This is a genomic window from Mesorhizobium sp. WSM2240, from assembly GCF_040438645.1.
Lineage (GTDB): Bacteria > Pseudomonadota > Alphaproteobacteria > Rhizobiales > Rhizobiaceae > Allomesorhizobium.
Map to the genome: position 1 here is coordinate 1,342,728 of NZ_CP159253.1, position 18,740 is coordinate 1,361,467.

An 18,740-nucleotide genomic window follows, 5' to 3' on the forward strand; every position below is an offset into this window, starting at 1 on the left:
CCTAAAAACCCAAAAAATCGGAGACACATCATGGATTATCGACGTCTTGGCGCATCCGGCCTGAAGGTTCCGGCGCTCAGCTTCGGGGCTGGCACGTTCGGCGGTTCGGGGCCGCTGTTCGGCGCCTGGGGCAACACCGACGTGACGGAGGCGCGGCGGCTGATCGATATCTGCCTCGAGGCCGGCGTTACCCTCTTCGACACCGCCGACGTCTATTCCAACGGCGCGTCGGAAGAGGTGCTGGGCCAGGCCATCAGGGGCCGGCGGGCGGATGTGCTGATCTCGACAAAGAGCTCGCTGCCGATGGGCGAGGGGCCGAACGATGCCGGCTCCTCCCGCTCGCGCCTGATCCGCGGCGTCGACGACGCGCTGCGCCGGCTCGGCACGGACTATATCGACCTGTTGCAACTGCACGCATTCGACGCCGGCACGCCGATCGAGGAGGTGCTGTCGACGCTCGACGGCCTCGTCCGCGCCGGCAAGCTGCGCTATGTCGGCGTCTCCAACTTTTCCGGCTGGCAGGTGATGAAATCGCTCGGCCTTGCCGACAGGCACGGCTGGCCGCGCTACGTCGCGCATCAGGTTTATTATTCCCTGGTCGGCCGCGATTATGAGTGGGAACTGATGCCGATGGGGCTCGACCAGGGTGTCGGCGCACTGGTCTGGAGCCCGCTGGGTTGGGGCCGCCTGACCGGCAAGATCCGCCGCGGCCAGCCACTGCCGGAAGGCAGCCGACTGCACCAGACCGCCGAATTCGGGCCTCCCGTCGACGACGAGCGCCTGTTCGACATTGTCGATGCGCTCGACGAGGTGGCGCTGGAAACCGGCAGGACGATCCCGCAGATCGCCATCAACTGGCTGCTCCAGCGTCCGACGGTTTCCTCCGTCATCATCGGAGCGCGCAACGAGGAGCAGCTTCGCCAGAACCTCGGGGCGGTCGGCTGGTCGCTGGCGGCCGAGCAGATTGCCAGGCTGGACAAGGCAAGCAGCGTCACCGCGCCCTATCCCTATTTCCCCTACCGGCGGCAGGAGGGCTTTGCCCGGCTCAATCCGCCAGCGGTTTGAACGGGGAGCCCATGCCAAGACGATCGGGATGGGCTCGCTCTTCCGCTGTTTTCTATCGGCGGCGCGGCCGCAATTGCGTCCAGAGATCGTAGGCGGCGAGTGCGACTCCTATCGCCAAGACGGTGAGCAGATCGACCCGCTTGACCGACAGGCCGACAATGCCGAGGAAACCGACGAAGAGCGCGAAGGCGAGCAGCGCCAGGATGCGATCAGACGACATTGCGACCCTCCGATATCTGCAACTTTTGATCCTCCCGATCTCTCGCTAGCGCCCGTAAAACAGCCGCGGCAGCCAGTAAACAACGTCGGGGATGACATAGAGGAGGAACATGGTGAAAAAAACCATGGCTACATAGGGCAGCGACCCGGCAAATATCTGCGTCAGCCGAATGTGAGGCGGGGCTATGCCTTTGAGGTAGTAGGCGGACATGGCCATTGGCGGGGTCAGAAACGACGTCTGCAGATTGAGCGCAATCAGAATGCCGAAAAACAGCGGATCGATGTCGAACAGCGGCAGGAGCGGCAGGAAGATCGGCACGAAGATGATGATGATCTCTGACCATTCGAGGGGCCAACCGAGCAGGAAGATGATGAGTTGCGCCAGCAGAAGGAACTGCAGCGGCGTCATGTCTAGCCCAACAACGAATTCGCGCACGACCTGTTCGCCGCCCAGGTAGGAAAACACGGAGGCGAAGGTCCAGGAGCCGACGAAAAGCCAACACACCATCGCGGTGGTGCGCACGGTCAGATAAACCGATTCCTGCAGGCGCTGCCATGTGAGAGCACGGTAGGCGGCGGCAAGCAGCAGCCCGCCCAGCGCGCCTATGGCGGCTGCCTCCGATGGTGTCGCAAACCCGAACAGGATCGCTCCGAGAACGGCCAGGATCAGGATCGCAAGCGGGAAGAAGGAGGTGGCGAGCATCCACAACACCTTGCCGGTCGAAACGCTGTCGCTGCGGCGTTCCGCCTGAGGCGCCAGGCTCGGATTGAGCACGGCGCGTCCGACAATGTAGATCAGGTACATGCCGGCGAGCAGGAACCCGGGCAGCAGCGCGCCGGCATAGAGCCGGACGATCGACACGCCGGAAGCGGCCGCATAGACGATCAGCATGATCGAGGGCGGAATGAGGATGCCCAGCGTTCCGCCCGCGCAGATAACGCCGGTGGCGAAGCGCTCGTCGTAGCGGGCCTTCAGCATGGCCGGCAGAGCAAGCAGGCCCATCAGCGTGACGACCGCCCCCACGATGCCGGTGGCGGTGGCGAACAGCGCACAAGTGATCAATGCCGCCACAGCCATGGAGCCGGGCAGCCGCCGGGTGGCCACGTTCAACGTATCGAACAGCCGCTCGACGATGTTGGCACGCTCCACGATGTAGCCCATGAACAGAAAAAGCGGGATCGCGGTCAGCACGTCATTGGCCATGACTGAATAGGTCTGGTTGACGAAAAGGTCGAAGACGCGGTTGTCAAAGACATGCCGCATCCGGTCGGCGTCGAAATAGGCGTAGTAGCCAAAGCCTATGCCCATGGCCATCAGAGTGAAGGCGATGGGAAAGCCGAGCATAATGACAAAGATAAACAGGCCCAGCATCAGGAGGGCGATCTGCGGGTCGGTCATTGTTCTGCTTTCCTCTCCGCCGGGTCACTGGCGTGGGGGTCAAGAGCGCCGATGCCCTCCTTGATCAGCACGTCCTCGAGTTCCTCGACATCCTCCTCGGGCGTCGGCCAAGCGCCGGTCCGTATTGTGATAATGCAGCGGAAAACCTGGGCGATGCCCTGGATGACCAGAAGGATGCCGGCGACGATGATGACCGCCTTAAACTGATAAATCGGGATGTTGGCCGGGCTCATCGTGCTGACTTCGAGATAGCGCCACGAGCGGCTGACGTAGCGCCAGCCCGAAATAACAAGCGCGATCACGCCAGGAAAGAAGAACAGGAAATACAATACCAGTTCGACGGTCGCCTGGGTTCTTGGCCGCCACAGCCGGTATATGAAATCGCCGCGGACATGCCCGTCGCGCGACAGTGTGTAGGCTCCCGCCATCATGAACATGGTGCCGTACATCATGTAGGAAAGGTCGAATGCCCAAGGCGTCGGAGCGCGGAACAGATAGCGCACAACCACCTCATAGCTGACGCCGAGCGTCATGATCATGACGCACCAGGCGAAGACCTTGCCGAACCAGGCCGATAGTTTGTCGGCAAACCAGATGTAACTTTCCAAGGCGCACCCGCTTGGTTGATCGCGGAATTCAGCCCGAACCGCGCCGGCGGGGGTTGGTCACCCTGCCGGCACGGCGCGGAGTCTAAGTCGATCAGATCTTGTCCGGGAAATAGTGCTGATAAGCCAGCTTGTAGTCGGGCGCGTTGAGCAGGCTGTAATAGACGACGCGGTCGCACCAGGCTTTCTGGCTGTCCACGACCTTCTTGAAGAATGGGTCTTCCATCAGCGGTGGCAGGATCTGGTCCCAGGCCTCGAGCTGCGCCTGCAGAACGGAATCGGGCGTGCGTTTGACGTTGACGCCGGATTCGGTCTGCAGCTTCTGCAGATCGGCCGAATATTGCTGCATCGCCAGCGCATAGTTCGCCAGATGGGCGGCTTCGACGCCGTATTTGAGGATTGCCTGAAGGTCCGGATCGAGGCCCTCGAACGTGTCCTTGTTGAAAATGTACTCGAATGATTCGCTCGCCTGGTGATAGGAGGCCAGCATGTAGTTCTTGGCGACGTCCTGCGCGCCGAAGCGCATGTCCGAGGTCGGATTGTTGAACTCGAAACCGTCGATGACGCCGCGCTCCATCGCCGGCACGATTTCGCCGCCCGGAAGCTGCGCGACGCTGGCGCCCATCGCCTGGAACAGGTCGGCAGCCAGGCCCACGGTGCGGTATTTCAGGCCCTGAAGCTGGTCGGCGTCCGTGATCTCGTTCTTGAACCAGCCGAGCGGCTGGGCCGGCATGCCGAAGGACAGGAAGCCGACGATGTTGAGGCCCAGTATGTCCTGGGTCAGTTCGCGATAGAACTCCTGGCCGCCGCCGTGATAGAGCCAGGCGATCATCTGGTTGGCGTCGGCGCCGAACACCGGGCCCGTGCCGAAGAGCGAGGCGGCTTTGTTCTTGCCGTACCAATAGACCGGCACGGTGTGAGCGGCATCGATGGTGCCGTCATGACAGGCGTCCTGCACCTGGAAAGCGCCGACCACCGCGCCCGCGGGCAAAAGGTCGATCCTGAGGCGGTTGTTCGACATTTCCTGAACGCGCTGGACATATTGCGCGGCCATCTCCTGGAAAACGTCCGAGGCCGGCCAGGAGGATTGCATCTTCAGAGTTATCGGCGCCTGGGCGAGCACGGCGGGCGCCGCAAGTGTGCCGGCGGCCGTGGCGCCTGCCGCCGTCGTTCCAAGGAAGCGTCTGCGCGAAATACTCTTGCCAGTCATGATTTCCTCCCAAGCTGGTCATGTTTTGATCTTCAGCGGGAAACAGAATAGGGCAACATCGACGCGATGCAAGACCGCTGGGCTCCGACTTTATATCCAGAGTTGCAATGGAAGCGTGGGCGTTTCAGCTTTTGGGATAGTGCATTGCACAATCCGTTAGCATGCGCAAAATGACGACATGGCCGCCCCCAGTTCACTCGCCATCCTCGTGATCGACGAAAACCGCATCCGCGCTTCCATCATCGAAGCCGGATTGCGGGAGGCCGGGCATGAGCAGGTGACGGTTATCCACGACGTCGCCGGCATCGCCCGGCGGATCGCCGAGATCGCGCCTGACGTCATCGTCATCGATCTCGAAAACCCCAACCGGGACATGCTGGAGAACATGTTCCAGCTTTCGCGCGCGGTGAAGCGGCCGATTGCCATGTTCGTCGACCGCTCCGACCAGGCCTCGATCGAGGCGGCGGTGGACGCCGGCGTGTCGGCCTATGTGGTGGACGGGCTGCGGCAGGAGCGGGTGAAGCCGATCCTCGACATGGCCATCAGCCGATTCAACGCATTCTCGCGGATGGCGCGCGAACTGGAGGAGGCTCGCGGCGAGCTGGAGAACCGGAAGGTTATCGACCGCGCCAAGGGCATTCTGATGAAATCGCGCGGGCTGTCGGAGGAGGCGGCTTACGCGCTGCTGCGCAAGACCGCCATGAACCAGAACCGTAAGATCAGCGATATCGCCCAAAGCCTGGTGACGGCCGCCGGACTGCTGGGCTCGCAGGAGGAGCCATGAACGCCGAGCACCAGATCACCGCCGGCTTCATGCCGCTGCTCGACAGCGCCTTGCTTGTCGCGGCGAGGGAAATCGGCTTCGCGGAGGAGGAAGGCATCGCGCTGACCCTGGTGCGCGAGACCTCCTGGGCGAACATCCGCGACCGGCTCGCCGTTGGCCATTTCAACGTGGCTCACATGCTTGCGCCGATGCCAATCGCCTGCAATCTGGGCCTGACGCCGCTCGCCTCCCGCACCATAGCGCCGATGGCGCTCGGTCTCGGCGGCAATGCGATCACCGTTTCAAATGCGGTTTGGGCGGCGATGGAAGCACATGGCGCGCGGCCGGACCTCGATCCCAGGAGTGCGGGTGCTGCTCTGAAGGCGGTGGTCGCCGAGCGCGCCGGACGCGGCGGCGAGCCGTTGCGCTTCGCCGTCGTGCATCCGCATTCGGGTCACAATTACGAACTGCGCTACTGGCTCACCGCTTGCGGCGTCGCCGAGCGGGGTGTCGAAATCGTCATCGTGCCGCCGCCTTTGATGGCGGATGCGCTGCGCGCCGGAAACATTGATGGCTATTGCGTGGGCGAGCCATGGAGCACGGCCGCCGCACTTTCCGGCAGCGGCCGGATCGCCACCGTGAAGGCTGCGATCTGGCGCTCCAGCCCTGAAAAGGTTCTGGGCGCAGGCGCAGGCTGGGCGGAAGCCAATCCCGAAGCGCTGGCCGCGCTGCTGAGGGCGCTCTACCGCGCCGCGATCTGGTGCGCGGATAAGGCCAACCATGCCGAACTCGCATCTTTTCTCTCAAGCCCGGCCTATCTCGGCAAGCCGGAAGAATGGATGCTTCCCGCGCTGTCCGGGCAAATCCGGACCGGCGGTGATGGAGAACGCCTCGTCGAGGATTTCTTCATTCCGCTGGCCAAAGCTGCGACCTTTCCTTGGAAGAGCCACGCCCTCTGGTTCTATACCCAGATGGTTCGCTGGGAGCAGATCCGGCATAGCCCGGCGCATGAAGCGATCGCGCGCGACTCCTATCGCCCGGACATCTACCGCTCGGCGCTGAAGCCGCTCGGCGTGCCGCTTCCCGGCGCGAACGCGAAGGTCGAGGGCGCACTGACGGCCGCTACGCCGGTCGGCTCGGCCGGCGCGAGCCTGGTGCTCGGGCCGGATGGGTTTTTCGACGGCGGCATCTTTGATCCGGATGAGATCGAGAGCTATATCGCGGCGCAGAATTCTGGCCGCTCAGGCTCCTGATCATTTCCGCGCCATCTTTTGTGCATTGCACAACATTTGTGCTCCTGCCTAGCTGAATGATCATTGTTTGGACCAGAGAGGCTCGCCTCCGATCCAACGAAATTTTCCCTCGCCATTGATTCCGTGAAATGTTTTCCGGTTTCCTTGAACTGGCACGGATCCTGCTTCTCGTCATGCAGGTCCTCGCGGGCCAAAGATTCAGCGTCCAAAGACGGGCGCGTCACAGGCAAAGCTGCCGATCAGGAATTCGCGGTCCCGGATAGACGGGCGCGAAGACTTGGCCGGCAGCTTTTTGTTTTTGATCCAAACCCAGCGCGGCGCCTCCCACGCCGCTCAAGGAGCCGACAATGACCGCAACTTCTCCAGCCGCATCAAGCCAGGACAATGCTCCGGGCAGAGCGCTGACTATGTCGACAATCGCCTTCACCGTCTGCTTCGCCGTGTGGACGATCTTTTCCATCATCGGGGTGCGCATCAAGGATGAGCTCGGCCTGAGCGAGACGCAGTTCGGTCTGCTGGTCGGCATGCCGATCCTCACCGGCTCGCTCGTCCGGGTGGCGTTAGGGATCTGGACCGACCGCTATGGCGGCCGCCTTGTCTACACAGCGACCATGCTCGCTGCCGCCATAGCCACGTTCCTGCTGGCCTTCGCGCAAACCTACGCGCAGATGCTGGTCGCGGCCCTCGGCGTCGGGCTCGCCGGCGGATCCTTCGCGGTCGGCGTCGCCTATGTGTCTCGCTTCTTTCCGGCAGAGAGGCAGGGCACGGCGCTCGGCATTTTCGGCGTCGGCAATGTCGGGGCGGCGGTGACCAAGTTCATCGCTCCGTTCGTGCTGCTCGCCGGCGGCTGGCAGGATGTCGCCCTGATCTGGGCGGCGGTTCTCGGCTTCATGGCCTTCATCTTCTGGTTCGGCACGGAGGACGATCCCGTCATCCGCCAGCGCAGGATCCATGGCGGGCAGCCCAGGAGTTTCTGGAGCGAGTTCGCGCCGTTGAAGGACATTCGCGTCTGGCGCTTCGCGCTCTACTATTTCTTCGCCTTCGGCGCGTTCGTGGCGCTGGCGCTTTGGCTGCCGCGCTATCTGATCGGCGTCTACGGCTTCGGCATCGCCACGGCCGGCATGATCGGCGCGGCCTATTCGGTGCCGGCGTCGATCTTCCGGGCCTATGGCGGCGTGCTGTCCGACCGCGTCGGTGCGCGCACGATCATGTACTGGACGTTCGGGGTCTCGGCGGTTGCCACGTTGATCCTGTCGCTGCCGCCGACCGACTATATCGTATACGGCATAGACGGCCGGATGGGCTTTCACCTGGCCGTCGGACCTGTCGCCTTCATCGTCGTGATCTTCGTGCTCGGCTTCTTCATGAGCCTCGGCAAGGCGGCGGTCTATAAGCACATTCCCGTCTACTACCCGCAGAATGTCGGCGCCGTGGGCGGCCTGGTCGGCATGATCGGCGGGCTCGGCGGCTTCATCCTGCCGATCCTCTTCGGCATGCTCAACGACCTGACCGGGCTGTGGACCAGCTGCTTCATGCTGCTCTTCGTGCTGGTCGTGGTGTCGTTTGCCTGGATGCATCTCGCCATCCGCAGGATGGAGCGCAAGGCGAGCGACGCCGACCAACTCGCCTTTGCCGCGCAGTGAAGGGAAGGCGAATCGTCATGACAGAGAAACTCGTCATCATCGGCAATGGCATGGCGCCGGGAAGGATGCTAGAGCATCTGCTGGAGAAAGCGCCCGGCCGCTATGCCATCACCATCTTCAACGCCGAGCCGAGGGTCAATTACGACCGCATCATGCTGTCGCCGGTGCTCTCCGGCGAGAAGGATTATGAGGAAATCATCATCCACGGCGATGGCTGGTACATCAAGAACGGCATCACGCTATACAAAGGCCACAAGATCGTAGCGGTCGACCGCTCGGCGAAAACCGTGACCTCCGACCACGGCGTCGTGGAACCTTATGACAGACTGGTGATCGCAACCGGCTCGGTGCCTTTCATCATTCCGGTTCCCGGAAACGACTTGCCGGGCGTGCTGACCTATCGCGACCTCGACGACGTGCAGGCCATGCTGCTTGCGGCGCAGTCGCGGGCAAAGGCGGTGGTCATCGGCGGCGGTCTGCTCGGACTGGAGGCGGCGGCAGGCCTCAGCGAGCGCGGTATGGACGTCACCGTGCTCCATGTGATGCCGACGCTGATGGAGCGGCAGCTAGACCCTGCGGCGGGCTATCTCCTGCAGCGCGCCGTCGAGGAGCGCGGCATCAAGGTCATGACCAAGGCCAACACCAAGGCGATCGTCGGAAACGGCAAGGTGGAAGGCGTGGAACTGGCCGGCGGCACCACCGTGCCCGCCAGTCTGGTGGTGATGGCGGTCGGCATCCGGCCGAATGCAGCGCTCGCGAAGGACGCCGGGGTGACGGTTAATCGCGGCATCGTCGTCGATGCCGGCATGCGAACATCCGATCCCGACATCTTCGCGCTCGGCGAATGCGCCGAGGTGGGCGGTCAGGTCTACGGGCTCGTCGCGCCGCTCTACGAAATGGCGCGGGTGGCGGCATCGCATCTCGCCGGCGACGAAACCGCCGCCTTCGTGCACAACGATACGCCGACGAAGCTCAAGGTGACCGGCATCGAACTGTTCTCGCTTGGCGACTTCGCCGATGGCGACGACCGCCAGGAGATCGTGCTGCGCGACGCCTCCGCCGGCGTCTACAAGCGCCTCGTGCTCAAGGACGACCGCATCATCGGGACCGTGCTCTATGGCGAGACGGCCGACGGGGCATGGTTCAACGATCTGAAGAAGAAGCAGATCGACATTTCAGAGATGCGCGACACGCTCATCTTCGGCCAGGCCTATCAGGGAGGCGCTCCCCTGGACCCTATGGCGGCCGTTGCAGCCTTGCCGGATGATGCGGAAATCTGCGGCTGCAACGGCGTGTGCAAGGGAACGATCGCTGGCTCGATCACGGCCAAGGGACTGACCTCGCTCGACGATGTCAGGGCGCACACGAAGGCCTCGGCTTCCTGCGGCTCGTGCACCGGCCTGGTCGAGCAACTGATGTCGCTGACGCTGGGCGACGTCTACAACCCGGCGGCGGTCCAGCCGATGTGCGGCTGCACCACGCTCGGTCATGACGATGTCCGCCGGCTGATCAAGGCGAAGGGTTTGAAGACCATTCCCGCCGTCATGCAGGAACTGGAATGGAAGACTTCCTGCGGCTGCGCCAAATGCCGGCCGGCGCTGAATTATTATCTCGTGGCCGACTGGCCGGACGAATATGCCGACGATTACCAGTCGCGCTTCATTAACGAGCGCGTGCACGCCAACATCCAGAAGGACGGCACCTATTCGGTAGTGCCGCGCATGTGGGGCGGCGTGACCTCGTCCAAGGAGCTGCGCGCCATCGCCGACGTGGTCGACAGGTTCGATATCCCGATGGTGAAGGTGACCGGCGGCCAGCGCATAGACATGCTGGGTATCCGCAAAGAGGATTTGCCGGCGGTGTGGGCCGATCTCGGCAAGGCTGGCTTCGTCTCTGGCCACGCCTACGCCAAGGGGTTGCGCACGGTAAAGACCTGCGTCGGGTCGGACTGGTGCCGCTTCGGCACGCAGGATTCGACGGGGCTCGGCATCCGCATCGAGAAATTCATGTGGGGCTCGTGGACGCCGGCCAAGGTGAAGATGGCAGTGTCCGGCTGTCCACGCAACTGCGCCGAGGCGACCTGCAAGGATGTCGGCGTGATCTGCGTGGATTCAGGTTTCGAAATCCATTTCGCGGGTGCGGCCGGCCTCGACATCAAGGGCACCGAAGTGCTGGGTCTGGTGAAAACAGAGGACGAGGCGCTAGAGGTGATCGTGGCGCTCGTCCAGATGTACCGCGAGCAGGGCCGCTATCTCGAACGCATCTACAAATGGGCCAAGCGCGTCGGCATCGCCGAGGTCAAGCGCCAGATCCTGGACGATGCGGAGAAGCGCAAGGACTATTACGACCGCTTCGTCTTTTCCCAGAAATTCGCGCAGGTCGACCCGTGGACGGAGCGCGCCTCCGGCAAGGACAAGCACGAGTTCCGGCCGATGGCTTCGGTGGGATTTGCAGAGGCGGCGGAGTGAGCGGCATGAACTGGATTGCGATCGGCTCGATCACCGACATTCCCCAGCGCGGCGCGCGATGCGTGGCGACGCCGCAGGGCAAGATCGCCGTCTTCCGTACGGCGGAAGACCAGGTCTTCGCCATCGAAGACCATTGCCCGCACAAGGGTGGACCGCTGAGCCAAGGCATCGTGCACGGCGCGGCGGTGACCTGTCCGCTGCACAATTGGGTGATCTCGCTGGAGACCGGCAAGGCGCTCGGCGCTGACGAGGGCGCGGTGAAGACGATCCCGGTCAGGGTCGACGGCGAGAGGCTGTTCATCGCGCTCGAAGCGCTGGCCAGCCGCGCGGCCTGACACATGCAGATCGACGAAGCGCGCGAGGTGAGGACCACCTGCCCCTATTGCGGGGTGGGCTGCGGCGTGCTGGCGAAGGTCGCCGCGGACGGCGAAGTGAGCGTCCGCGGCGACCCCGACCATCCGGCCAATTTTGGCCGTCTCTGCTCCAAAGGGTCGGCGCTCGCCGAAACGCTTGGGCTGGAGGAGCGGCTGCTCCACCCGGAGATTCGCGGCCGCCGCGCCGACTGGGACGAGGCGCTCGACCTCGTCGCCTCGACCTTCTCCAGCACGATCGCCGAGCACGGCCCCGACTCGGTCGCGTTCTATGTCTCCGGCCAGTTGCTGACCGAGGATTACTACGTCGCCAACAAGCTGATGAAGGGATTCATCGGCTCGGCAAATATCGACACAAACTCCCGCCTCTGCATGGCCTCGTCGGTGGCCGGCCACCGCCGCGCCTTCGGATCGGATACCGTGCCGGGAACCTACGAGGACCTGGAACTTGCCGACCTCATCGTGCTTGTCGGCTCCAATCTCGCCTGGTGCCATCCGGTGCTCTACCAGCGCATCGTGGCGGCGAAGGAGAAGCGGCCCGGCATGAAGATCGTGCTGGTCGATCCGCGCCGGACGATGACCGCCGATATCGCCGACCTGCACCTCGCCATCGCGCCGGACGGCGATGTCGCGCTGTTTTCGGGCCTGCTGGCCTTCCTCGCCGAACGCGATGCGCTCGACCGCGACTATATCGCCGCGAACACCACCGGCTTCGAGGCGGCCCTGGCCGCCGCATCGGAATCCGGCATGGCGGAGATCGCGCGCCGGACCGGCCTCGACGAGGAGACGCTTCTCCGCTTCTTTACGCTTTTCGCCGATACGCCAAAAACGGTCACCGTTTACAGCCAGGGCGTCAATCAGTCGGCCTCGGGCACCGACAAGGTCAACGCCATCATCAACTGCCATCTGGCGACCGGCCGCATCGGCAAACCCGGCGCAGGGCCGTTTTCGGTCACGGGCCAACCCAACGCCATGGGCGGCCGCGAGGTCGGCGGGCTCGCCAACATGCTTGCCGCCCATATGGAGATCGAAAATCCGATCCATCGCGACCGCGTGCGGCGCTTCTGGAACGCGCGCGCAGTCGCGGAGAAGCCGGGGCTGAAGGCGGTCGACATGTTCCGCGCCGTGGCGGACGGGCGCATCAAGGCGCTGTGGATCATGGCCACCAATCCGGTGGACTCAATGCCGGACGCAGACGTGGTCGAGGCGGCCATCAAAGGTTGCCCGTTCGTGGTGGTGTCCGATGTCTCCGCCGAGGCCGACACAATCCGCCATGCCCATGTAAAACTGCCCGCCGCCGCCTGGGGTGAGAAGGACGGTACGGTGACCAATTCCGAGCGCCGCATCTCGCGCCAGCGGCCTTTCCTGCCCATGCCCGGCGAGGCGCGGCCGGACTGGTGGATAATGGCCGAGGTGGGGAAGCGGATGGGATTTTCCGACGCCTTTTCTCACGCTGCGCCGGCCGAGCTATTCGCCGAGCATGCCGCGCTTTCGGGCTTCGAGAATGGCGGCGAGAGGGATTTCGACATCGGCGCCCATGCCGGCATCGGCACGGGCGCCTATGAGGGATTGGAGCCGTTCCAATGGCCGGCGCGGGCTTTACCCTCCGCCTTGCGGGGAGGGTCGGAAGGCAGCGCCGGGGTGGGGGTGGCGCAGGACAGAGCTCAATCGTCTCCGCCCCGATCCGCCTTGCGGATCGACCCTCCCTGCAAAGGGGAGGGTAAGGCTGCCGCAATCCGCTTCTTCGCCGATGGCGGCTTCTACACACCCGACAGCAAGGCACGCTTCATCGCCGTCCGCCTGGCCACTGAAGCCAGCGCCAGCGGCGAATACCCGATGATCCTCAACACCGGCCGGGTGCGCGATCACTGGCATACCATGACCAGGACCGGCCAAAGCCCGCGCTTGTCGCAGCATCTGGCGGAGCCTTTCGTCGAGATCCATCCGGCTGATGCCAGCCGCCACGGCATTGGCGACGCCGATATCGTCCGCGTATCGTCCGCCCGCGGCGAGGTGCTGGTCCGCGCGCTGCTGACCGCGCGCCAGCGCCAAGGCAGCGTATTCGCGCCGATGCACTGGACCGACAGGTTTTCGGCCAAGGGCCGCATCGACGCACTCGTCGCGCCGCTGACCGACGCGATTTCCGGCCAGCCGGCGCTGAAACACGCCGCGGTTCGGATCGAAAGATTTGCGGCGCGGGCGTTCGGTTTCGCGGTCCTGCGCCAGCGGCCGGTGGCGATCGGCGCCGACTACTGGGCGCTGGCCAGGTGCCGGCACGGATGGCGCGTCGAACTGGCCTTCGCCAAGGAAATAGACTGGCCGGGCTTCGCGCAAACGCTTTTCGGCGCGGATGAGGGCGTGGAATTTCTCGCCTATCACGATCGCGACGCCGGTCAGCACCGCATAGCCGCGTTCGACGGCGAAAAACTGGCTGGCGCGTTGTTCGCCGCACCGGGACCGGTGGCCGTCTCGCGCGGCTGGGCCGCCGACCAGCTCGGCGAAACCCATGCCGGCCAGCGAAGCCGCTTCCGGATCGTGGCCGGACGCGCCGGCGCCGACCGGCCCGATGCGGGCGCGATGGTCTGTTCCTGCTTCTCCGTGGGCGCAAACCAGATCGCAGCCGCCGTCGCCGCTGGGTGCGCCAGCGTCGAGGCTATCGGAGAAGTTCTCAAGGCGGGAACCAATTGCGGCTCATGCCGGTCCGAGATCAGGGCGATCGTCAACGCCGGCCGCGTCCAGGCCGCCGAGTAGCCCGGAGCGACCAGCGCGTTGACGTTTGGCGCCGGCAGGAGGAAGTATCGCGCCCGGAAGGCAATCCTGCCCGACGGGAACAAAAATGGCGCAACGCCACGCAATCCGGAAAACCGACGATGCGCCCGCTTCTCTTTCCGAGGCGGTGGTCAGCTTCGCCGTCCTCGTCTTTCCGGGTTTTCCGCTGATGGCGTTCAGCTCGGTCATCGAGCCGTTGCGGGCGGCGAACACGCTCGCCGGCAGCAAGTGTTATTCCTGGATCACCGTCGGCCTGAGCGGCGACAAGATTTTCGCCTCCAACGGGGTCGGTATCGAACCCGATCACTCGGTCCGCACCGCGCCTGTGGTCGACCGCATCGTCGTGTGCTCGGGCGGCGACGCCGACCATGTCGTGGCCGAAGAAGCGCTGGTCTGGATAAGGCGCAGCCTGCGGGCCGGCGCACAGATCGGCGCGGTCGCCGATGCCGCTTTCTTCCTCGCCCGGGCCGGCCTGCTCGACGGCCATTCCTGCACGCTGCACTGGACCAGCCAGCCGGCCTTCCGCGAAGCCTTTCCCGACCTCGACATGCGGCGCGACCTGTACGTCATCGACCGCCGGCGCTTCACCTCCGCCGGCGGCGTCGGCAGCCTCGATATGATGCTGGAGCTGATCGCCAAGGACTATGGCGCGGAGCTCGCGGCGGGTGTCGCCGAATGGTATGTGCACAGCCCGCTGCGCTCGAGCGTCGACAGGCGGATGATGCCGCTGCGCCTCCGAACCGGCATCCGCGACGAACTGGTGTTGTCGGCGGTGGCGATCATGGAAGACGCAGTGGAGGACCGCCTCGGAATGTCGGACCTGGCCCGCCGGCTCGGCGTATCGCCCGACAAGCTCGAACGCGCATTCCAGCTGGAATTCGACACCGTTCCCAGTGCTTATTACCGGAGCCTGCGGCTCAGGCGCGCGGCGGATCTGCTGGCCCACTCGACGCTTCGGATAGGCGAAGTCGCCCTTTCCTGCGGCTTCTCCAACGCGTCGAGCTTCTCGCGCGCCTTCAAGGAGCAGTTTGGCTACGCGCCCAACCAGGCCAGGCGGCGCAGAGCACCGGCCAAATAGCCAAGTCAAGCCGTCCGCATGGTGGCGGAATCCGGCATGGATTCTGCGGTTTTGTGAACACCGGAAGCGGCGATGATGGTCCATCTTCCGCTCAAACGGAGGTAGCCATGAGCATTGTTGTTTTCGATCCCGACAGCGTCGACGATGTCGATTTCGCCGACCGCATGCGCCATCCCGCCGCCGCCGATCCGGCAGGCGGCATGTGGCTGTCCGACACCGAGCCTTCCTTCATTGATGCGGATGCGCTGCGCAAGGGCCGGCTGAAGAAGCTGCGCGACTGGATGAGGGGGGCCGGCTACGGCGCGGTCGTGCTGTTCGACCCCTATAACCAGCGCTACGCCACCGGCTCGCGCAACATGTTCGGCTATTTCCTGCGCAATTCGACCCGGTATTTTTTCATCCCGACCGAAGGGCCGATCGTGCTGTTCGAGTATCCGCAGAGCTACCACGTCTCCATGGTGCTCGACACGATCGATGAGGCGCGGCCTTCGAAGCTGGTCTGGTCGTCCGTGTCGGGCCGCGACGACGAGACCGCGGGTCCGTTCGCCGACGAGATCACTGATCTGCTGAAGACCCATGGCTGCGGCTCGATGAAGCTCGGGCTCGACCGCTGCAGCCATCTTCAGGCGCTGGCGCTGGAAAAGCGCGGCTGCGAGGTAAAGGACTGCCAGGGCGAGATACTGGCGGTGAGGGCGGTGAAGACGCCCGAGGAGATCAAATGCCTGCAAGTCTCGATGGCAGGCGCGGAGGCAGCGGTCGCTGCCGTGCGCGAGGCGATCAAGCCCGGCGTTTCCGAGAATGATCTGTTTGCCATCATGTACCACGAGGTTATCCGGCAGGGTGGCGAGTTCATCGAGACGCGCCTGTTAACCTCCGGCCAGCGCACCAATCCCTGGTTCAACGAGGCCAGCGGCCGCAAGCTCAGGCCCGGCGAGCTGGTCGCGCTCGATACCGACACGATCGGCTGCTACGGCTACTATTCGGATTTCTCGCGCACCTTCCGCTGCGGACCGGGAAGGCCGACCGACTACCAGAAGTCGCTCTACCGAATGGCGCATGAGCAGGTTCAGCACAATATCGGCATTATCAAGCCGGGCATGGCCTTCCGCGAGATCGCGGAAAAGGCGTGGAAGATCCCGGAACGCTTCGTCGAGCAGCGCTACACATCTGTCATGCACGGCGTGGGCATGCATGGCGAGACGCCGTTCATCGCACATGCGATGGACTACGACACCTATGGCCGCGACGGGCATCTGGTGCCCGGGATGGTGGTCAGCATCGAAAGCTATATCGGCGAGAAGGGCGGGCGCGAAGGCGTCAAGCTGGAGGACGAAGTGCTGATTACCGACACCGGTACCGAACTCCTGTCGCGCTTCCCCCATGAAGACGAATTCCTGGACGGGCAGATCTGAATGAAAAGACCACTAGCGATCGAGCGCGGCAAGACGGCCGCGCTCTTCATCGATCTGCAGGAAGAGCACCGCAAGGACCGGCGTTATCTGGTGGAGGGGTTCGATACGATACTTTCCAATGTCGGACGGCTCCAGCAGGCGGCGCGGGCAAACGGCATTCCGGTGCTCCACTCCGCCTATATCGTCGATCTGGACTCGGACACCGCGCCGCCTTTGCATCCGGTAACAGCGGATGGCCTATCGGTTTTCAGCGACAAGAGCGATCCGCTCACGGCGGTGTGTCTCGAGGTCGGCCCGGTCAACGGCGAACCGCTTTTAATCAAAGCTGAGGCCAGCGCCTTCGGTGCGGCTTCTCCCGCCGACGATCTCAAGGCTCGCGGCATCGAATGGCTGGTGGTCGCCGGCGTGTGGACCGAAGCGTGCATCGACGCGACCGTCAGGGATGCCATCGCGCTTGGCTTCCGTGTACTCCTGGTCAAGGACGCCTGCGGCAGCGGTACGGCGGCCATGCACCAGACCGCGATCCTGAACCTCGCCAACCGGCTCTATGGTGGCGCGGTGGTGGATACCGACGGCGCCTGCCGGCTGATGGCGGGAGAAACCACCGATGCCTGGCAGGTCCAGGGCTCAGTGCCGCTGCGCTTCACCTTCGAGAATGCTGCTGAGCTTTATCGCGGGCTTTGAGGAGGCGGCCGCACGACTTGCATCTGCGGAATCCCGCACAAGATTTGCGGGAGAGAGAACATATCCCGTCGGAAACGCGACCTATCATTCCGCTGCGGCATAGGGGAACTGGAGCCGCGGCAGAGACGAGCGGGAGATACCGATGATCAAACTGATGTTGACGAACAGATCCCTGCACCCGAAGGCGCAGCCGGTCGCCGACGGCTTCAAAAAGGGCCACATGAACCGGCGCGAATACCTCGCGACCATGGCTGCACTCGGCGTCAGCGCCGCCGGCGCTCTCTCCCTCGGCGGTCTTGCGCCAACCCCGGCCAGCGCGCAGGAGCCGAAGAAGGGCGGCGTCCTGCGCGTGGCGATGAACGTCAAGGGGTGGCGCGATCCACGCACCTTCGACGGTGTGGAAATGTCCAACGTCGCCCGCCAGTGCAACGAATATCTCGTGCGCTGGAACCGCGATTTCACCTTCGAGCCCTGGCTGCTGGAAAGCTGGGAAACCAGCGACGACGCCAAGGTGCTGATCCTCAACGTGCGGAAGGGCATTACCTGGTCGAATGGCGATGCGTTCAATGCCGACGATGTCATCCACAATCTCACGCGCTGGTGCGACGCCTCGGCGGAAGGAAACTCGGTCGCCGGGCGGATGGGCTCGCTGGTCGATCCCAACACCAAGAAGGCGGTCGAAGGCGCCATCGAGCGCGTCGACGATCACACTGTCCGGCTCACGCTGCCGCAGGCGGATATTTCGCTGATCGCAGGCATGGCCGATTATCCCGCGCTCATCATGCACCGCAGCTATGATGGCGGCGGCGACCCGATGGAGGCGCTGGCGATCACGACTGGCCCGTGCGAACTGGTGCGCTGGGAGCCGGAAACGATCGCCGAGGTACGCCGCAAGGACGAATGGTGGAAGGGCGATTTCGCGCTGGATGGCATCCGGTGGATCGATTACGGCTCGGATCCCAATCCTATGTTCTCGGCCTTCGAATCCGCCGAGATCGATACCAACCACGAAACCTCGGCCGACACGCTTTCACAGGCCGAAGCGCTAGGTCTCGCGAGTTCCGAAATAGCCACTGGCTCCACCATCGTTGCGCGCTTCAACGTGACCAACGCGCCCTATGACGACGTCAAGGTGAGGCGGGCGGCGCAACTGGCGGTCGACAATGGCGCGGTCCTGACGATCGCCCTCAGCGGGCGCGGCACGGTGGCCGAGAATCATCATGTCGGACCGATGCATGCAGAATACGCGGATATCGGGCCGCATGTCCGCAACGTCGAAGAGGCCAAGAAGCTGATCGGCGAAGCGGGCAAGGCCGAGCATGAGTACGATCTGATCTCGGTCGATGTCGAATGGCAGAAATCGGCCGCCGACGTGATCGCGGCGCAGATGCGCGAAGCAGGCCTGAAGGTGAAGCGCACGGTGCTGCCGGCATCGACCTTCTGGAACGACTGGAACAAATATCCATTCTCCTGCACCGAATGGCTCGGCCGGCCGCTGGGCGTCCAGGTGCTGTCGCTCGCCTATAAATCCGGCGGGGCGTGGAACGAGAGCGGCTTTTCCGACAAGGAGTTCGATACCCTGCTCGACCAGGCGTTGGCGACGCCGGACGCCGCCGCTCGCCGCGAGATCATGGCCAAGATCGAGACCATCCTGCGGGATTCAGGCGTCATCATCCAGCCTTACTGGCGCTCGGTCTATCGCACTTACCGGGAAGGCGTGCATGGGGTGGAGCAGCATCAGGCGCTCGAGCAGCATTTTGAAAAGGTCTGGCTGGAGACATAGTCTGATCGCGTGGAAAGA

15 protein-coding genes are annotated in these 18,740 nt (G+C 64.0%); 11 read left to right on the top strand and 4 right to left on the bottom strand.

What is annotated here, in order from left to right:
- Positions 1-30 precede the first annotated feature (30 nt).
- The gene (locus ABVK50_RS06405; protein ID WP_353642353.1) at positions 31-1,065 is read left to right on the top strand and encodes an aldo/keto reductase; all 1,035 of its coding nucleotides are present in this window, start codon (positions 31-33) and stop codon (positions 1,063-1,065) included.
- 52 nt (positions 1,066-1,117) lie between these two features.
- On the opposite strand, the gene ABVK50_RS06410 is transcribed toward ABVK50_RS06405, so the two are convergent.
- The 4 genes from ABVK50_RS06410 to ABVK50_RS06425 all read right to left on the bottom strand — a co-directional run bounded on the left by ABVK50_RS06410 (position 1,118) and on the right by ABVK50_RS06425 (position 4,498).
- Positions 1,118-1,285, bottom strand: coding sequence for a hypothetical protein (locus ABVK50_RS06410; protein ID WP_353642352.1), 168 nt, complete (start codon positions 1,283-1,285; stop codon positions 1,118-1,120).
- Positions 1,286-1,330: 45 nt separating this feature from the next.
- On the bottom strand, positions 1,331-2,683 hold the full coding sequence (locus ABVK50_RS06415; protein ID WP_353642351.1) for a TRAP transporter large permease subunit: 1,353 nt from the start codon (positions 2,681-2,683) through the stop codon (positions 1,331-1,333).
- Positions 2,680-3,291, bottom strand: a complete 612-nt coding sequence (locus tag ABVK50_RS06420) for a TRAP transporter small permease subunit (protein WP_353642350.1) — start codon at positions 3,289-3,291, stop codon at positions 2,680-2,682. The genes ABVK50_RS06415 and ABVK50_RS06420 overlap by 4 nt, the downstream gene beginning before the upstream one ends.
- 91 nt (positions 3,292-3,382) lie before the next feature.
- Complete coding sequence (locus ABVK50_RS06425) at positions 3,383-4,498, bottom strand: TRAP transporter substrate-binding protein (protein ID WP_353642349.1); 1,116 nt, start codon at positions 4,496-4,498, stop codon at positions 3,383-3,385.
- Positions 4,499-4,676: 178 nt separating this feature from the next.
- Here ABVK50_RS06425 and ABVK50_RS06430 point away from each other — a divergent pair, with 178 nt between their 5' ends.
- The 10 genes from ABVK50_RS06430 to ABVK50_RS06475 all read left to right on the top strand — a co-directional run bounded on the left by ABVK50_RS06430 (position 4,677) and on the right by ABVK50_RS06475 (position 18,722).
- Positions 4,677-5,282: an ANTAR domain-containing response regulator gene (locus ABVK50_RS06430; protein ID WP_353642348.1), complete on the top strand. Its 606-nt coding sequence runs from the start codon at positions 4,677-4,679 to the stop codon at positions 5,280-5,282.
- A complete protein-coding gene (locus tag ABVK50_RS06435) occupies positions 5,279-6,514 on the top strand; it encodes a CmpA/NrtA family ABC transporter substrate-binding protein (RefSeq protein ID WP_353642347.1) in 1,236 nt (411 codons plus the stop codon). The genes ABVK50_RS06430 and ABVK50_RS06435 overlap by 4 nt, the downstream gene beginning before the upstream one ends.
- A 347-nt stretch (positions 6,515-6,861) precedes the next feature.
- Positions 6,862-8,157 (top strand): nitrate/nitrite transporter, encoded by a 1,296-nt coding sequence (locus ABVK50_RS06440; RefSeq protein ID WP_353642346.1) that lies wholly within the window; start codon positions 6,862-6,864, stop codon positions 8,155-8,157.
- A gap of 17 nt (positions 8,158-8,174) precedes the next feature.
- Positions 8,175-10,625, top strand: a complete 2,451-nt coding sequence (gene nirB / locus ABVK50_RS06445; RefSeq protein WP_353642345.1) for a nitrite reductase large subunit NirB — start codon at positions 8,175-8,177, stop codon at positions 10,623-10,625.
- Between the two features lie 5 nt (positions 10,626-10,630).
- Positions 10,631-10,960, top strand: a complete 330-nt coding sequence (nirD, locus tag ABVK50_RS06450; protein ID WP_353642344.1) for a nitrite reductase small subunit NirD — start codon at positions 10,631-10,633, stop codon at positions 10,958-10,960.
- Between the two features lie 3 nt (positions 10,961-10,963).
- Complete coding sequence (locus ABVK50_RS06455; RefSeq protein WP_353642343.1) at positions 10,964-13,747, top strand: molybdopterin-dependent oxidoreductase; 2,784 nt, start codon at positions 10,964-10,966, stop codon at positions 13,745-13,747.
- Between the two features lie 187 nt (positions 13,748-13,934).
- Positions 13,935-14,843: a GlxA family transcriptional regulator gene (locus ABVK50_RS06460; protein ID WP_353646002.1), complete on the top strand. Its 909-nt coding sequence runs from the start codon at positions 13,935-13,937 to the stop codon at positions 14,841-14,843.
- Positions 14,844-14,950: 107 nt separating this feature from the next.
- A complete protein-coding gene (locus tag ABVK50_RS06465; protein WP_353642342.1) occupies positions 14,951-16,255 on the top strand; it encodes a Xaa-Pro peptidase family protein in 1,305 nt (434 codons plus the stop codon).
- On the top strand, positions 16,256-16,939 hold the full coding sequence (locus ABVK50_RS06470; RefSeq protein WP_353642341.1) for an isochorismatase family protein: 684 nt from the start codon (positions 16,256-16,258) through the stop codon (positions 16,937-16,939).
- A gap of 145 nt (positions 16,940-17,084) precedes the next feature.
- Positions 17,085-18,722: an ABC transporter substrate-binding protein gene (locus ABVK50_RS06475; RefSeq protein ID WP_353646001.1), complete on the top strand. Its 1,638-nt coding sequence runs from the start codon at positions 17,085-17,087 to the stop codon at positions 18,720-18,722.
- The last annotated feature ends 18 nt before the right edge of the window (positions 18,723-18,740 follow it).

Excerpts from the sequence above, each read along its gene's own strand:
- ABVK50_RS06410 (WP_353642352.1), bottom strand. The coding sequence starts at position 1,285 with ATGTCGTCTGATCGCATCCTGGCGCTGCTCGCCTTCGCGCTCTTCGTC.
- ABVK50_RS06465 (WP_353642342.1), top strand. The coding sequence starts at position 14,951 with ATGAGCATTGTTGTTTTCGATCCCGACAGCGTCGACGATGTCGATTTC.
- ABVK50_RS06415 (WP_353642351.1), bottom strand. The coding sequence starts at position 2,683 with ATGACCGACCCGCAGATCGCCCTCCTGATGCTGGGCCTGTTTATCTTT.
- ABVK50_RS06460 (WP_353646002.1), top strand. The coding sequence starts at position 13,935 with ATGGCGTTCAGCTCGGTCATCGAGCCGTTGCGGGCGGCGAACACGCTC.
- ABVK50_RS06455 (WP_353642343.1), top strand. The coding sequence starts at position 10,964 with ATGCAGATCGACGAAGCGCGCGAGGTGAGGACCACCTGCCCCTATTGC.
- ABVK50_RS06430 (WP_353642348.1), top strand. The coding sequence starts at position 4,677 with ATGGCCGCCCCCAGTTCACTCGCCATCCTCGTGATCGACGAAAACCGC.
- ABVK50_RS06435 (WP_353642347.1), top strand. The coding sequence starts at position 5,279 with ATGAACGCCGAGCACCAGATCACCGCCGGCTTCATGCCGCTGCTCGAC.
- ABVK50_RS06470 (WP_353642341.1), top strand. The coding sequence starts at position 16,256 with ATGAAAAGACCACTAGCGATCGAGCGCGGCAAGACGGCCGCGCTCTTC.
- ABVK50_RS06425 (WP_353642349.1), bottom strand. The coding sequence starts at position 4,498 with ATGACTGGCAAGAGTATTTCGCGCAGACGCTTCCTTGGAACGACGGCG.
- nirB (WP_353642345.1), top strand. The coding sequence starts at position 8,175 with ATGACAGAGAAACTCGTCATCATCGGCAATGGCATGGCGCCGGGAAGG.
- nirD (WP_353642344.1), top strand. The coding sequence starts at position 10,631 with ATGAACTGGATTGCGATCGGCTCGATCACCGACATTCCCCAGCGCGGC.
- ABVK50_RS06405 (WP_353642353.1), top strand. The coding sequence starts at position 31 with ATGGATTATCGACGTCTTGGCGCATCCGGCCTGAAGGTTCCGGCGCTC.
- ABVK50_RS06440 (WP_353642346.1), top strand. The coding sequence starts at position 6,862 with ATGACCGCAACTTCTCCAGCCGCATCAAGCCAGGACAATGCTCCGGGC.